Genomic DNA, 15,405 nt, shown 5'->3' with positions numbered 1-15,405 from the left:
GTTACTGAGTGGCTGATGACCGGCTCTTCATGGCATCTGCAATGTCATCAAGAATCTGCAGGGCGGCAAGGGGGCCGCTGGCGCTGCTCCAGAGTTGTCCGTTTACCGTGATAATCCGATCGTTGCGGTTTGCCTGTAGCCGCTGAAAAGCATGAGACTTGCGGGCAGCTGCCAGTGCTTCGTCTCCATCGGCATTAAGAGTGGCCAGAAAAATCCAGGGGTGATCAATCATGCCCAGGTTTTCCTGAGACAGTGGGTGGCTATGGGGCCGGCCCTCCTTGACGATATCTGCGGCGTTCACCTCAAAACCTGTAGCGGCCAGTAAGCCGGAAGAGAACAGGTCTTCAGACATCACAACCGGGCCCTGTGGCATCCAGCGGATCACGGCGGTGTTCGTTGAGGTATCGCCAAGGTGCTTTTCTACCAGAGCAGCGACTTCCAGGGTGCGCTCTTCTACGGTATCAATGATGTTTGTCCCGGCCTCTTCCCGGCCAAGAGCCAGGGAAAACAACCGGGTTTCCTTTTTCCAGGTTTCCGGGCTGAGTGTCGGGAAGTCCGGGACAATGGTGGGCGCGATACGCGATAGCAGTGCGTACTGTTCTTCGGTCAGCCGGGAGGAGGCGAGAATCAGGTCCGGGTTCTGACCCACAACGGCCTCAATATTGATTTCTCCCGGTGCGCCGACAATTTCCACGTTTCCGGCTTTTTCCTGAATGTACTCAGCTACACCTGTGCCGCCCCGGGTTATAACAGCCCCCACAGGCTTAACGCCCGTCGCAATAGCCGCGTCCAGCGCGCCTTCATACAGGGTGACAACCCGTTCGGGCGTCCCGTTAATGCTGACCGGGCCATACGCGGTTGCAATCTCGCGTGTATCTGCGTGTGCCAGAGAGGCTGTCATGGCAACCATAAATGCAAGGCTGCCCAACAGGTGCCGGAATGAAAAATCAGTCTGCAAAATGCGCATGGGGATGCTCCTGTGTGGCTGCCCGGTACGGTAAAAGAGTTAACAGGCCAAAATTGTGAGCCAGCTAATCAGTTAATGATAATTGTTCGTATTATCTTTTGTAAGGTGATAAATTGGCACAAATTGTTGCAAAAACTGGAACGCTGCCAAGATGTACGACCTGAAAGAGCTGGAAGTCTTTGTTTCTGTAGTAAATACCGGAAGCCTGACTGCCTGTGCGCGGGAGCTTGATCTGCCCAAGTCCACCCTGAGCCGGAAAGTCCGCCATCTGGAAGAGGTGGTTGGGCAGCCGCTGTTACGGCGGGAGTCCCGTCGCATTATTCCGAATGAGGCCGGGCGTCTGTTTTATCGGTATAGCCGTGACATGCTTGAGCTTGCCTCCCAGAGCCGGGAAGCGCTGGATGAGCTGAGGGAAGCGGTCAGTGGCGAACTGATTTTATGTTGCCACGAATCCTTGGTACGCGGCTGGTTTTCCCGGGTGGTTGAGTCGTTTATGGCCCGCTATGAGGGGTTGAGTGTGTCTGTGCAAACCCGCAGGGAGATACCGGATACCATGACTGACGGCGTATGTATCTGGATTGGCCCGCTGGACAGAACCACTCTGCGCCAGAAATCGTTGGGTCACCTTGCTCAGGGCGTTTATGGCAGCCCGGAATATTTTGCCCGTCATGGCTACCCAAAGACCCCCGGGGAACTGAAGCGCCATGCATGGGTGGATATGCTGGGGTGGGACAGGGCCGGGTTAATGCTTCAGCATCCAAGAGAGGGTGTTTACCCGCTGAGTCCGCCAACGCGAGCTTTCACGGTAGACCAGTTTTGTGTGCAAGGGGATGCCATTGCTGACGCTCGAGGGCTGGGGCTGATGCCGCACTGGCTGGTAGAGGGTCGGTTAAATGCTCACCCGGGTACGCTGACACCTTGCCTGACCCAGTGGCAAGGCCCGCTTCTGCAGGTGTCATTGCTTTATCCTCACGGCGTCCTGCCCCGGCGGGTGCGCGCCTTTATCAACCACGTAACAGAGGCCGTACCAGAAAGCTGGTGGGTGCCTGAAGAGACCCCTCATTTTTCTGCTATTCCGAAAAACGGAACAGATCGTACCAACATTTGATGGGTGGGTCTGTGCTAGTGTTCGGCGCAAATGAGTTCCATTCGCATTTCAGAGTAAAAGGAGTCTTTTGTGCGCCGTCTGTCTTTTCTTGCATCCTCGCTTGTTCTTGCCGGATCCACCGGCTATGCCGTGGCCCAGCCTGAACCGGTGGAGCTGGGTGAAATCGTTGTAACCGCTGCCGGGTTTGAACAGAATATTTCCGATGCTCCAGCGAGCATCTCGGCCATTTCCGGTGAGGAGTTGAACAAGCGATCGTATGACGACATCAGTGATGCGGTAAAGAATATACCGGGCGCCTATGTGAGCGGGGGCGGCAAATCCAAGGACATTACCATTCGCGGTATGAGTGGCGATTACACACTGTATCTGATCGATGGTCGTCCGGTTTCATCAGCCCGGAACATTAATACCCGTGGTACAGGTGGCGGCAAGCAGATTGCCTTGCCACCCGCTTCCATGATCGAGCGGGTAGAAGTGATTCGGGGCCCTATGTCGTCACTGTATGGTTCGGAAGCCATGGGTGGTGTAATCAATATCATCACCAAGAAAACGGCAGACACCTGGTCCGGAACCGTTTCTACCGAGTACACCAAATCCTTCACAGATCTTAACGAAGATGAGCAGCAAGCGAGCGTATTTACCGGCGGGCCCATCGTCCCCGGGTTGCTTTCTGCACAGGTGAATGGTTCCTGGAAAGCGTCAGAAGAATCTCACTTCAAAAGCCGGGGTGGTGGTAAAAGCTCGGAAAGCATCCCGGAGAGAACGGATAAGCAGGGGGGTGCCAAACTGATCCTGACACCCGACGATGCCAACGAAGTTGCCCTGAGCTACAACGCCTCCACGCTCGATTCCCGCCACACCCCGGGAGTGAGTATTGCAGAGGATGGGCGGCCGTACAGTGCGGATTACAAGAAAGATGTCTATGCACTGACGCATCAGGGGAATTTCGGAAACCTGATGCTGAACTCGTATGTGCAGCATGATGTGTCCGAACTGGTGCAGACGGAACAGAAAAAAGAGGAAATTTCTACGTTCAATACCCAGGGTACTCTGTTTCTCGGGGACCATATGCTGACCGTGGGTGGCCAGTACAAGTATGAGGATCTGGTTGATGAGACGAACGGCGAGGATTCAAAAGCCTCTGAGATTGATCGCTGGATTGCGGCCGTATTTGCAGAAGTAGAGTGGGCGGTTACCGATGATCTCAACGTGACCACGGGTCTGCGTTATAACGATGATGAGTTATTTGGCAGCCACCTCAGTCCCCGCATTTACTCTAATTACCACCTGACGCCTGAGTGGACATTCAAAGGGGGTGTATCAACCGGCTACAAGCAGCCCAGCCTTCCCAATGCTACAGAAGGCTTCGCTCTGAGAACCGGAGGGCCTATCAGTGGCGACGGCCTGCCGCACATCACAGCGCTGGTAGTTGGTAACGAAGACCTGGATCCGGAAGTCAGTACCAGCTATGAGCTGGGCTTCGTGTTCGATGATCGTATAGAGGACATGAACGCCAGCGTGATGCTGTTCTATACCGACTTCAAGGATAAAATTGAAGAAGATCGCTTCTGTGACAGTGGCAGCCGCAATGACCCCAGTCAGTGGCAGTGCTCCTTCGGTGGGCGTGACTACAATTACCTGAGCACCCGAAAAAATATTGATAAAGCCATGATGCGGGGCGTTGAGCTAACGTTTGACTATGGCATTACCGATACGGTCGGCTTCAGCTCGAGCTATACCTTTACCGACTCAGAGCAAAAGTCGGGCGAGTTCAAAGGTGAGCCATTGAACAAAATCCCGAAACACATGCTGAATGCGGGACTGGACTGGCAAACCACGGCAATGCTGAACCTATGGGTAGATGCAAACATTCGTGGCGAAACCAGTGATTACCTTGGCCGTGACAGTATGGATGATGGCACACCGGGGTACGGCTTTGTGGACGCCGGGCTGGTATACCAGCTTAATGAGAGCGCCCGGGTGAAGGCCGGACTCTATAACATTGGCGATAAACAGGTTACCAATGACACCTACGGAGTGGTGCTGGATGGCCGGCGCCTGAACCTTGGGCTTGCTGTAGACTTCTGATTTAGCCACAAGCATCGGACAGCGCAGCGGGGATTCAGTGTGAGCGAGTCTGCAATTTTGCAGGAGAACATATTAGAATGCTCGTCTCTGAATTCCTGCTGCTACCCGGTGACCTATCAATAAACCTACCCTGAAAAAGCTGCTGCAACGACCGGCGGATGAAGCCGGCCAGAATTTTCTGGCGGTTTGTGTGTCTCTCACATTCTGCTTTGTAGTGTACTCAATGCTGCTGGTAACAGTGCCGGTATACGGTCTGGAGCTTGGCGCCTCCCCACTGATGCTGGGGGTTATTCTCAGCTCACAATATCTTCTGCCATTTTTGCTGGCCATTCCTCTGGGCGGTGTTGTGACACGCCATGGCGGTCGGGTAACGCTGGTAGTGGGCGCTCTTGTTATGGTGGTGGGCCTGCTATTGATGCAGTTTCTGCCAGGCTATTACGGGCTGATTGCGGGTCAGTTACTGATCGGCCTTGCGCACTTGCAAATGGTGCTGTCGGCGCAAACCATTATTTCATCACTGGCCACCGGGCCCAGACTGGAAGGTTATTTTGGTTGGTATTCCACCTGGTTATCCGGTGGCCAGGTGGTGGGTCCTCTGCTGGCCGGGGCCTGGATTGACTGGGCGGGCGGCGTTGGCAATCTGTTTCTGGTCATGGCTGCCCTGGCGTTGGTGAGCGGCCTTGTAGGGATTGGGCTAATGGGAGATGCTGCCCGGGGTCTTCGGGTTTCCGGAAAGCAAACCGGGTTTCGTGCCCAGGCGTCTCTGGTCAGGCGTAATACCGGGGTTCAGGTGTCCATTGCCATCACTGTGGCCGGCATGTTTGCTCTGGGTGTGTATAGCAGCTATCTGCCTGTCTACCTTGATAGCCTTGAAATGAGTGCCATGGTGATCGGCGTCCTTGTCAGCCTCAGAGCCGGCACCTCCATGGTAATACGGCCGTTTATTCCGCGCATTATCCGGTTTTCAGGAGGACGTGAGCGGGCCACCATCCTGGCATTGTTTACCCTGTGTGCAGGCCTGGCCTGTATGGGTATTGCAACAAAAGCGCCCTTTATTGCTGCGTTATCCATTCTTGTGGGTCTTGGTGGTGGTCTGACTCAGCCGTTGTCGATGGTGGTTCTGGCCGAGAGTGTCGGACGGGAACAAAGATCGGGGGCGTTGGGTATGCGTCTGATGGCTAATCGTGCAGTGCATTTTGTGGCACCTCTTCTTTTTGGTGCAGTACTTGCCGCGGGTGGCTTTGCTGTATCGTTCGGGCTTTCCGGTATTGTTATCGCCTTAGTCGCAGCTGTATTGTTGCGCCTTCATTCCTTCACCCAACCTGGTACTACAGCACACGGAGAATCCGATGAGTGAGCCGGCGCCCCCTCACCAGCAGGCCAATAACCTCTGGACATCCAGAATGGCCTTTATTCTTGCGGCTGTCGGCTCAGCCGTCGGGCTTGGGAATATCTGGAAGTTTCCCTATATCACCGGCGAAAACGGTGGTGGTGCTTTTGTACTGGTTTACCTTGCCTGTATTTTTCTGATTGGTTTGCCGGTACTTATTGCGGAAACCCTGATCGGCCGCCGGGGCGGGCAAAGTCCGGTGGCAACGATGCGCACGCTTACCCGTACAGAAGGCGCCTCCAAAGGCTGGCGTATTATCGGCTGGAATGGTGTGTTTGCCGCCTCTCTGGTGCTTTCGTTTTATGCGGTGATTGGTGGCTGGGCGCTCGTTTATATGGGTAAGGCAGCATTCGGGCTGTTTGTAGGGGCGGATGCAGAAGCCGTAGGGGCGCAGTTCGACACCTTGCTGAGCAACCCCTGGGAGTTGCTGCTCTGGCACACGGCCTTCATGGCGATTGTGGTGTTTATTGTTGCCCGGGGTATTCGAGCGGGTCTGGAAAAAGCCGTTAAAATGCTGATGCCCCTGTTGTTTGTGCTGCTTATTGTCATGGTACTGTATGCCATGACCAGCGGCAGCTTTGGGCGTGCTGTCGACTTTATGTTTTCGCCGGATTTCAGTCGTCTCACAACGGAGGGCGTTCTGGTTGCCCTTGGGCATGCAGCGTTTACCCTCAGTGTCGGCATTGGGACCCTGATGGCCTACGGTTCCTATCTGCCTAAACACGTCAATATCGCACGGACCTCTGTAAGCATCGCGGTGATGGACACCTGTGTGGCATTGCTTGCCGGGCTGGCGATATTCCCGTTGGTGTTTGCCAATGGCCTTGAGGCCGACGCCGGCCCGGGGCTGATTTTTGTCACCCTGCCGTTGGCCTTCGGTCAGATGAGCGGTGGCCTGATATTTGGCACGCTTTTCTTTGCTCTGCTGCTGGTAGCGGCCATTACATCGGCTATTTCTATGCTGGAGCCGGTTGTGGAGTGGCTGGAAGAGCGCAAGGGGACGACCCGGGTTAAAAGTGCCATGACCGGAGGCTTTGCCGTGTGGCTGGTAGGCATAGGGACAGTGCTGTCGTTCAATCTGTGGAGTAATATATACCCACTGGGTTTTATTGGTTTTTTTGAAGATAAGACAGTATTCGAACTGATCGACTTTCTGGCCTCCAATATCCTGATGCCCCTGGGGGGGCTGGCAATCGTCCTGTTTGTAGGGTGGGCTGTCCGGCGTGAAGGTCTTGCAGAAGACATAGGTCTGCAAGGCGGTCTGTTCAAAGCCTTCATGGTGGTCCTGAAATTTGCCACACCGGCTGGGATAGCGATTGTGTTTCTCTATAATCTGGCCTGACTCTGGTCGGAATTATCAGTCAGTTGCCTGTATCCCAGGAAATAAAGGCCCACTTGAAGCCCTCTCCCCCGCGCGCAGCCCGTTCCGGGTCGGCGTGATACCAGTCACGCATGCGTTGGGTTTCCTGCGCGCTCAGTGGCCCCAGTGAAAAGCCGGCTTTATGAACGAACTCGTCGACGTTGGCGGCGCCCGCAAGACGCCCTTTGGCCTGGATATAATCCACACGTGGGTGGCGGCCCATCTGGTACAGAATGTTCAGAATATAGATGTAGTCCGGAATCCGTTTCACTTCGCGGCCAATGGCCTTGATCAGTCCTCCGTCAATAAAGCTGCCGCCTACCAGATTGGTAATACACACCCGTTTGTTTGCCGTGCGGTCCAGTTTGGCCAGTGCGTCTGCCATATCCATAACAGTGGTTGAGCGGGACGCGATCACCAAATCGCACCGGGGTATATCATTCCAGTTGTCTTCCCAGGCGCGCTGCAGGGTTCGGGTGTTGGTTTGCCCCTGAGCCAGGGCGTTGCGTTCAAACGCATTCAGCATGCCACTGCTGTAATCCACGCCGATGACTTCGTTCATATACGGAGCCAGAGCCAGCCCTATGGCACCTGTACCACAGCCCATGTCCAGTACGGATTCACAGCCATGGGTATTGGTGAGTTCTATAAAAGCGCGGATGTAGTCACTGTCACCATGACGTTTCTGCATTTCTGGTGCCCGTGCATCCCAGGCGCTGGCCGGCTTTTCCTTCCCGCCGGCTTTTGTCATCTGGTCACGGTAGAGCTTTCCGAAATCAATCCCGGTTAAAGTCATGAGAGTTTCCTTTGGTATCAGAAGGCGTTGCTAAAACAACCCGCCACCATGTGTTCGGCCACATCGTACAACGTTGCCAGGCTGGCAGGTGTAACGGTTTCCTGTGCCGGACCAATGGCCTTCAGCTCGCCATCTCTTATCAGTGCAATACGATCAGAAATAGTAAGAGCATGCTCAGGCTGGTGGGTTGAAATAAGCACTGATAGCCCTTCGTTGCGCAGCTGTTCAATAGCATCCAGTGTTTTCAGCTGGTTGCCGAAATCCAGGCTTGCGGTGGGCTCATCCATTATAAGCAAGGAAACCTCCTGGGCCAGCGCCCTTGCAATGAGCGCCAACTGCCGCTGACCGCCGGAAATTTCCGTAAATCGCCGTTTTGCCAGGTGACCTGCCCCCATTCGCTCGAGCATGGCCTGCGCAATATGCCTGTCCCTGGCAGAAGGTGCACCGAAACGTTTCAGTCGAGCGGTTCGTCCCATCAGTACAACATCTTCCACGGTAAAAGCGAATAAGCCGGTGTGTGCCTGGGGCACGTAACCCAGTAGGTTGGCCAGTTTTCTTTGGGGCCATTGCTGCAGACTGCGCCCGCCCGCCAATACCTGACCGGATACAGGTGGCAGTACCCCCAGAAGCGTACGAAAAAGTGTGGTTTTGCCGCTGCCGTTCGGGCCCAGCAGGCTGACCACTTCGCCCGGATGTATAGCCAGGTTTATAACTGTGCCCAGGGCCTGGCCGTGATAGCCAATGGCCAGATCCCGGGTTTGCAAAATCGACATAACCGACCTCAACCGCTGCGGCCGGTTCGGGCCAACAGCCAGATAAACGCTGGTGCTCCCACCAAGGCAGTAAGAATACCCAGAGGTAATTCAATGCTGGCAACACTGCGCGCCAGTGTGTCGGCAATGACCAGAAAGCCGGCACCCAGCAGGATAGATGTGGGCAACAAACGGGAGAATTCAGAGCCGGCAATCAGGCGGGCGACATGGGGAATCACCAGACCCACCCAGCCGACAATACCAGCAATAGATACGGCTGCGGCGGTCATCAGAGTGGCAGCAACAATCAGTATTCGCCTCAGTTTGTGTACATCGACACCCAGTGCGGCGGCTTCTTCATCAGCCAGGGCCAGCAGGTTGACATGCCAGCGTAGCAGTATCATGGGCACTAGCCCCGCCAGTACCAGGGGCAAAGCAAGCATCAGGTCTTCCCGGCTGGCGCCGTTCAGGCCGCCCAGTAGCCAGAAGGTAATGCTGGGCAATTGCACCGACGGATCCGCCAGAACTTTGATCAGCGAAATACCGGCACCAAACAGCGTACCCACCGCTACTCCTGACAGCACCAATACCAGTATGGGGTCATGTCGGCGCACCAGTCCGGAAACCCAGTAAACCGTGCCGACAGCAATCAATCCTCCCGCAAACGCCAGTCCTTGTACAAAGGGTAGCGATAGCCCCAGAAGAATGGCCAGGCTTGCCCCCAACCCGGCCCCGGCAGAGACGCCAAGAATGTCTGGCGACACCAGTGGGTTGCGGAACATGCCTTGATAAGCCGTGCCTGCAGCGGCAAGAGCAGCGCCGACCAGCAGGCCTGCGGCAATGCGCGGCAGGCGAAGGTTCCAGATGACGATGCCTGCATCAGAACTTGTATCGGGCAGGGCGATGGCCGGTGCCAGCAGGGCTTTCAGAACAGCCGAAGGTGCCAGGGTGTACTGGCCAATGGCAAGTGCCGCGATCACCACAACCATGAGAAACAGGATCAGGAAGGACCAGTGGAAGCGGCGATCGGCTGGCTTCATCCTCATAGACGTACCGTTTGGCCAGCGAAAATATCAATACCAGGGCGGGTGCCATAAAACAACTGATAGAAGTCAGCGGCTTTATCTGCCCACAGTTTAGTATCACTGCGCCGGGAGCCTGGGTTTTGCAACTTGTTAGCCAGCCAGTTAATGCCCACCAGCCGGTTGACGCTGGGCGGGCCATCCAGCCAGCCAAACGGAGCCTCCGGTAACAGGTAGCACTGGCGATTTTTGATAGCCGGTAAATGTTGCCAGGCCGCCGCGCTTTGGGCCAGCTCAAAGAACCCCGCACTTTGAGTCACGATCATGTCGGGTTGCCAGTGCAGCAGTTGTTCCAGGGAAACCTGTGCCAGATTGCCGCCACTTTCTACCTGAACAGCGTTACGGCCGCCCGCCAGAGCAATAACTTCAGTATTGATGGAGCCGGGCAAGCCGGTTTCGAGGCCTTTGGGTCCCCTTGCCAGATATACGCTGGGGCGATTTGCGGGCATTGTGTCAATGACCCCCAGAGTTTTTTCGGCATAAGTGGCCAATTTGGCGGCCCTGTCCGGTACTCCCAGCAACTGACCAACATCCTGCAGTTGCTGGGGTGAGTCTTCCAGGCTTCCATCCACCAGCAAATAGGGAATGCCGGTTTGTTGGTGTACCCGTTTTGCTGCCGAAAGATAGGTATCGTCCACGGTGCCTACATCAATTATGACGTCAGGCTTCAGTGCGAGCAGTTTTTCCAGGGGCATGGTACTGCCACGCCCTGCCAGTCGACCCAGGTAGGGGAGGTTGCGATAAGCCTCTGGTACCACCCGGCTTTTTTCACCCTGCATCGACATGGGCCAGCCCAGAAGCGTTTCGGGCGCCAGCGTGTAAACCAGTACGCCAGCTGGAGCACCGGCAGCCAGTACCCGTTGTACCTGACTGGGTGGCGGAAGGTCGCCAAACAGGTGCAGTAGTTGCTTGCTCTCGGCAGCGTCAGCACGCGCCGGCAGCAAAGGTGTTGCTGTCAGCGCGCCCATCAGGCCAAGAAAATGTCGGCGGTTCATACCCATCAGAAGCTATAAGAAATGTTGGCAAACCACATACGACCCGCTTCCGGATAGCTGTCTTTCAGTTCATAGTTTTTATCAGCAACGTTGTTTACGCCGACCTCCGTGGTAATGCCGGGGGCAGGGCGCCAGGCGGTTTTGACATTCAGTTTGCTAAAGCCACTGACTTTTTCCGTATCGGAAACCCAGCGACTGTTGTCATGCTCACCCAGCACTACCAGATCAACCACTGGCACAGGGCGCCAGAGCGCGTGTACGATCACTTTTACTTCCGGAACGCCGGTAATGCGGATGTCTTTGTTGGTTCTGTTCTCAATGTCCATCCAGGTGGCATTACCGCCGACTTCCCACTGATCGCCTATGGCTGACGTCAGTCCCAGCTCTGCCCCTTTAAAGCGGGCGGAGCCGATGTTCCGCATTTGGCACTTGTTGCCGCCGTCGCCGCACCGGCCAGTGGCGCTCGGGTCCAGGAAAACGGACTGGATCTTGTCGTCAACGTCATTCCAGAACACCGCGGCTTCTGCCTGAGCGCCATACCAGGGTTCCCCCTGATAACCGATTTCGTAATTGTTCGCTTTTTCGGCCTTAAGGTCGGGATTCTCTATATACCGGTCAAATCGGGCAGAGTACCGATCCTTCAGTGTTGGCAGGCGTGTTTTGCGCGCTGCTGTGGCATAAAGCCGCGCTGTGGGGGTTATGTCATAAAACAGACCTGCTTGCACATCGTCAGCCGTCTGGCTATCAGGCAGCGCAAAGTCGTCGTATTGGTCGTAAACGCTGTCGGGCTTCAAGTAATGCCAGGCGTAGCCCACCGAGAGTAGCAGGTTGTCGCTGAGGGCTATGTTGTCCTCAATCCCCAGACTGGTCTGGCTGTCTTTGTATTTTTTCTCCAGTGTGCCAGCGCCATCAGAGGTTTCATGCCGATCTTCCTTGTAGCGGACATTGGCTCGCAGCGTGTGATTACTCAGGCGGCGAGTCTCAAACTCGAGGGAGCCGCCATAAGTTTTGTCGTCGTAGATGCTTTCTGAGCCCTTGGGAACCGAGTAGGTGTCGTCTTCATACATGATCATGGTGTTGTCGAACTTGTCGACATACGCACGTACTTTTAGCGTTTCATCGTCGGTCAATCCGGTACGGGAAATAAAATACAGACTTTCTTTATTCCACTCCGGCCATTGCCAGTAGCGAGGTCTGTCGTCGTCTGTAGAGGGGGGCTGGCCTTTTTCACCGTTCTGTTTAGTGTAGGTCAGGGCGTATTCGTCGTTGCCTCTTGGTGTCAGGCCAACTTTGAAATTGACCTTACTGTCTGAGTAATAAGAGTTATCACGTCTGCCGCCGTCTTCGTTTTTCGTCGGTTTGAAATCAGAAGACAGGCGAAAGCCATCTGCCTCACGAGTTGCGGCTCCGGCCTGAATGTACCAGAGGCCCTGATTGCTTCCGATGTTCATGGCCGCACGGCGGGTGGAATCCTCCCCAAACCCCATGCGCACATCACCTTCCAGTTTTTTCTCCGGTCGGCGTGAAATCAGGTTGATGGCGCCACCCAAAGTGTTGGCACCATAGGTCACAGAGCTGAAACCTTTAGCTACCTGGATAGCAGAGAGATCTATGGTGTCGAAACGCCCGAAGTCCACATAACCATCGTAGGGTACATACACGGGAATGCCGTCAATGAACAGCGGTACCTGGCGAGGATCGTAACCGCGAATGTATACCGTCTGCTCGTTGCGCGAGTTGGTGGAGGTATGAACCCCTGCCAGCAGGTCTACGGCATCGGCTACGGTCTCCCGGTTGTGGGTTTCTATTTCTTTGCGAGTAACAACTGAGGATGCCTGCTCGGGGTCTATTTCTCCCACCTGCTGTCGGTCGGCGGTTACCGTAATCGTGCCCATATGGAATACGTCGTTGGCCCAAGCAGGCCAGGATACGGGGGCCATCAGGGAAGCGATTGCCGTGGCTAGCAGGCGTTTTTTCATTTGGTATTACTCCGACTTATATATCTCGTTATGTCTCGCTGAATATAGCGATAGCCAAAAAAAATGACATGGTGCCAAAAGCGGTTGTTTGCATTGCATTAAAGATGACGCGCTATGTTACAGTGAATATAACGTAAAAGGTATACCTCTCTTTGAAAAAACGCCTTTTGGAATATAGGGCTGCAACTGGTAGCCGAGCAGGCCGCTACGGTAAGCTCTTGTGAAAGGTTATCGTGAAGGAGCAGTGGTTGCTTACTTCATGTGGAAACGAGGTACCAGAATGCGCATTGCCTGGAAGTCCATTGGCTGGGGCCTGATTATAGTATTATTGCTGATTTTTCTTGCCGGCGGTTTGGCGGCTCGTCATTACTGGGTGCAGTTGTTACAACAAAATGGCATCGAAACCCTGTCCTGGAAGGGCATTGCGCTTTCTACCGACGGCCTTGCCCTGGAAGATCTGGAAGTCAGGCAGTCTGGACCCTCCGGAGATCTGGTCGTGACAGGGAAGAAACTGGAAGCCAGTTGGCTCTGGCCGGAAGAGGGCTGGCAACCCCAGTGGCATCATCTCAAGGCCAGGCAACTGCGGGTCGACTGGTACCCCGAAAAGAAAAGTCAAAAGCCCGTGAGCCAGTCAGGACAGCAGATCTCATCACCGACACTGCCTTCCTGGTTACCTGCAGAAATCGAGATTCGGCAATTTAATGCCACTGCGCCTTGTGGGGCTGACCGATGTACACTCTCCGGATCGCTGTCGATGAACAGCACACCATCGACTCAGGCCCAGCCAGAAATGACGCGGCGATTGCTGGTTCAGGCCCGAGTGTCAAAACCCTGGCCAGTGCCCGGTATTGGCCAGGTCAAGGGCGATTTGGAAGCAGAGTTATTGGTGGAACAGGGTCACTGGCATCCACAACGGTTGCAGACCGATCTTGAACTGAGCCAACCGGGCAAATGGGTGCAGTCTCTGCCTGAGCCATGGCGACCGGAATTGCTTTCATTGGCTATCCGGTCGGCAGAAACCATGCCTCCGCCGGCCTCAGGTTCGCCTTTGTCCGAGGGCTCTGGCTCGCCGGATTTGTTACCTTTGCAGTTATCCCTTCACAGCAGCGGTGGTGCTGAGGTAAATGCAGACTCCCATCTTGCAATAACCACAAGCGCCCCCTGGGTGATTCGGTTAGGCGAGACTCGATTAGACGCTTCTTACCCGGAACTGACAGCAGCTGGCTGGGTTCTGATACAACCGCGGGTGCGCGCCGTTGTAACCGGCTGGTTGAGTACAACCACGGCATCGTTAGTGTTCGATCAATCAACGAAGCTGAAGGTTGCCAGGCTGAGCCCTGTTACCGGACGTGCGACGGGTACGAATAATAAATTGCAGGTTGACAGTCTTGGCATTCAAATGGCTGGCACGAGACTTCACGCCCGCTACCAGCAGGTCCCGCCGGCTTTTGAAAAGCTTGCGCTGAGTGGGCCTGTGGTCGTGAAAGCCGGGCAGATTCAGCACCCGCAATTGCAGCCTCTGGCCTGGGTTTTCAATGGCAATATCGACAGTAATTTCCATAAAACCCGGGTGAAAGGGTTATTACGGGCAGGCAGTGGCACCACGGCTAATCTGGATGTGGACTTTCCTTATCAGGGGCCTGTGCACCTGAATGGCAAGATGCGGGTGAGTGGGGAAGATGAAGCCGAGGCACTTTCACGGGTTTTGGCTGACTGGCCGCCTTTGCTTGATGTGTCCGGCGGCACGGTCAGTGCTGATATAAACCTTCATCAATCCTTGCAGCGAGCACAACCCCGGAATCTTAACTTGTCTGCTGGATTGACGTTTGTTGAGTGGAGCGGTCTTTATGATCGCACTGCCTGGGAGGGTGTGAACGGTTCCATTAATATTCAGTTGCAGGATAGCGAGCTCAGTATCGATACGCAGGAACTGACCATTGAGCAGGTAAACCCCGGGCTGCCTTTGGGGCCAATACAGCTGGCAGGAAACTATCAGGCACCGTTAGCGGAGCTAAGCCGCGGTACGCTGACCTTTGAAAAGGCTTTCTCCGAGGCATTGGGCGGCGAGATACACGTACAGCCAGGGAGCTGGGATCTGGCGCAGGCACCTGTAACCATCCCGGTTGAGTTGCAGCAGCTTAGCCTGACACGCCTGCTGCAACTGTATCCGGCCGAAGGTCTGGCAGGCACGGGGATACTCAGTGGCACAGTGCCTGTGCTGTTTGATCCGCTCACAGGTATAGAAATTGATCGGGGCCGTATTGATGCACTAAAACCAGGCGGGCGGCTGCAATTGACCGCTGACCGACTGAAAGCGCTTGCCAGCCAGAATGAAACCATGAAGGTCGTTACCCGGGCGTTGGAAGACTTTCATTATTCAGTGCTGGACAGCGGTATTGACTATGACGGTGATGGTACGCTGGTTTTAACCTTGCATCTTAAAGGTCGTAACCCGGAAGTAGGCGATGGCCGGCCAGTAGTGCTGAACATCAACCTGGAGGAGAACATCCCGGCTTTGCTGAAAAGCCTGCAGTTAAGTGGAAATGTAAGTGAGAGGGTAAAGGACAGGGTCAGAAACCTTCTGGAAAGACGTCAACAGAACTCTGACGATTCGTAACTCAACCTGCTAAGGTAAAGGACAATAGAGGAGTGCACCGATATGATGCAATGTGGTTCCGAATACCCCCGGCGATTGCTTACCCTTTTCGCGGGCCTTGCGATGGGGAGTTGGCTGGCAGCCTGCACACCGACCGTTCAGGTGGCCGCGCCCAAAGAGCCGATAACGGTCAATCTGAACGTAAAGATTGAGCACGAAATTTATGTAAAGGTGGATAAGGACGTGGATGAACTCTTCAGCGAGGAAGGGTTGTTCTGATTAGCCACTGAAC

12 protein-coding genes are annotated in these 15,405 nt (G+C 54.9%); 6 read left to right on the top strand and 6 right to left on the bottom strand.

Translation table 11 applies throughout. The features are described 5' to 3' along the window. Position 1 precedes the first annotated feature (1 nt). Positions 2–967: an ABC transporter substrate-binding protein gene (locus FFI95_RS09440; RefSeq protein ID WP_246069468.1), complete on the bottom strand. Its 966-nt coding sequence runs from the start codon at positions 965–967 to the stop codon at positions 2–4. A 151-nt stretch (positions 968–1,118) separates the two neighbouring features. On the opposite strand from FFI95_RS09440, the gene FFI95_RS09435 reads away from it, so the two are divergent. From FFI95_RS09435 to FFI95_RS09420, 4 genes are all read left to right on the top strand, one after another. Then, on the top strand, positions 1,119–2,075 hold the full coding sequence (locus FFI95_RS09435) for a LysR family transcriptional regulator (protein WP_144822152.1): 957 nt from the start codon (positions 1,119–1,121) through the stop codon (positions 2,073–2,075). Positions 2,076–2,144: 69 nt separating this feature from the next. Then, positions 2,145–4,163 carry a TonB-dependent receptor domain-containing protein gene (locus FFI95_RS09430; protein WP_144822151.1) on the top strand — a complete coding sequence of 673 codons (2,019 nt, stop codon included), beginning with the start codon at positions 2,145–2,147 and terminating at the stop codon, positions 4,161–4,163. 190 nt (positions 4,164–4,353) lie between these two features. Beyond that, positions 4,354–5,520, top strand: coding sequence for an MFS transporter (locus FFI95_RS09425; protein WP_246069467.1), 1,167 nt, complete (start codon positions 4,354–4,356; stop codon positions 5,518–5,520). Next, entirely contained in the window at positions 5,513–6,895 is a 1,383-nt protein-coding gene (locus FFI95_RS09420; protein WP_144822150.1) for a sodium-dependent transporter, read from the top strand. Before FFI95_RS09425 ends, FFI95_RS09420 begins: the two co-directional genes overlap by 8 nt. 19 nt (positions 6,896–6,914) lie before the next feature. Here FFI95_RS09420 and FFI95_RS09415 read toward each other — a convergent pair whose 3' ends face one another. From FFI95_RS09415 to FFI95_RS09395, 5 genes are read right to left on the bottom strand one after another with little or no spacing between them, the layout of a single operon-like run. Then, the gene (locus FFI95_RS09415; protein WP_144822149.1) at positions 6,915–7,709 is read right to left on the bottom strand and encodes a methyltransferase domain-containing protein; all 795 of its coding nucleotides are present in this window, start codon (positions 7,707–7,709) and stop codon (positions 6,915–6,917) included. Positions 7,710–7,726: 17 nt separating this feature from the next. Further along, complete coding sequence (locus FFI95_RS09410) at positions 7,727–8,482, bottom strand: ABC transporter ATP-binding protein (RefSeq protein ID WP_144822148.1); 756 nt, start codon at positions 8,480–8,482, stop codon at positions 7,727–7,729. Positions 8,483–8,490: 8 nt separating this feature from the next. Further along, positions 8,491–9,507: a FecCD family ABC transporter permease gene (locus FFI95_RS09405; protein WP_246069466.1), complete on the bottom strand. Its 1,017-nt coding sequence runs from the start codon at positions 9,505–9,507 to the stop codon at positions 8,491–8,493. Beyond that, complete coding sequence (locus tag FFI95_RS09400) at positions 9,504–10,538, bottom strand: iron ABC transporter substrate-binding protein (protein ID WP_186311987.1); 1,035 nt, start codon at positions 10,536–10,538, stop codon at positions 9,504–9,506. The genes FFI95_RS09405 and FFI95_RS09400 overlap by 4 nt, the downstream gene beginning before the upstream one ends. A 5-nt stretch (positions 10,539–10,543) precedes the next feature. After that, the gene (locus FFI95_RS09395) at positions 10,544–12,517 is read right to left on the bottom strand and encodes a TonB-dependent receptor plug domain-containing protein (protein WP_144822146.1); all 1,974 of its coding nucleotides are present in this window, start codon (positions 12,515–12,517) and stop codon (positions 10,544–10,546) included. A 220-nt stretch (positions 12,518–12,737) separates the two neighbouring features. Here FFI95_RS09395 and FFI95_RS09390 point away from each other — a divergent pair, with 220 nt between their 5' ends. Further along, the gene (locus FFI95_RS09390) at positions 12,738–15,134 is read left to right on the top strand and encodes an intermembrane phospholipid transport YdbH family protein (protein WP_144822145.1); all 2,397 of its coding nucleotides are present in this window, start codon (positions 12,738–12,740) and stop codon (positions 15,132–15,134) included. A 45-nt stretch (positions 15,135–15,179) separates the two neighbouring features. Further along, positions 15,180–15,392 (top strand): YnbE family lipoprotein, encoded by a 213-nt coding sequence (locus FFI95_RS09385; protein WP_425463060.1) that lies wholly within the window; start codon positions 15,180–15,182, stop codon positions 15,390–15,392. Positions 15,393–15,405 lie beyond the last annotated feature (13 nt).

The organism is Marinobacter piscis (assembly GCF_007671655.1).
Lineage (GTDB): Bacteria > Pseudomonadota > Gammaproteobacteria > Pseudomonadales > Oleiphilaceae > Marinobacter > Marinobacter piscensis.
Note: the sequence above shows the minus strand (reverse complement) of the source record. Positions and strands in the feature narration are given on the sequence as shown.

Coding starts and splice junctions, on each gene's coding strand:
- FFI95_RS09410 (WP_144822148.1), bottom strand. CDS start 8,482: ATGTCGATTTTGCAAACCCGGGATCTGGCCATTGGCTATCACGGCCAG.
- FFI95_RS09385 (WP_425463060.1), top strand. CDS start 15,180: ATGCAATGTGGTTCCGAATACCCCCGGCGATTGCTTACCCTTTTCGCG.
- FFI95_RS09405 (WP_246069466.1), bottom strand. CDS start 9,507: ATGAGGATGAAGCCAGCCGATCGCCGCTTCCACTGGTCCTTCCTGATC.
- FFI95_RS09440 (WP_246069468.1), bottom strand. CDS start 967: ATGCGCATTTTGCAGACTGATTTTTCATTCCGGCACCTGTTGGGCAGC.
- FFI95_RS09395 (WP_144822146.1), bottom strand. CDS start 12,517: ATGAAAAAACGCCTGCTAGCCACGGCAATCGCTTCCCTGATGGCCCCC.
- FFI95_RS09420 (WP_144822150.1), top strand. CDS start 5,513: ATGAGTGAGCCGGCGCCCCCTCACCAGCAGGCCAATAACCTCTGGACA.
- FFI95_RS09415 (WP_144822149.1), bottom strand. CDS start 7,709: ATGACTTTAACCGGGATTGATTTCGGAAAGCTCTACCGTGACCAGATG.
- FFI95_RS09400 (WP_186311987.1), bottom strand. CDS start 10,538: ATGAACCGCCGACATTTTCTTGGCCTGATGGGCGCGCTGACAGCAACA.
- FFI95_RS09435 (WP_144822152.1), top strand. CDS start 1,119: ATGTACGACCTGAAAGAGCTGGAAGTCTTTGTTTCTGTAGTAAATACC.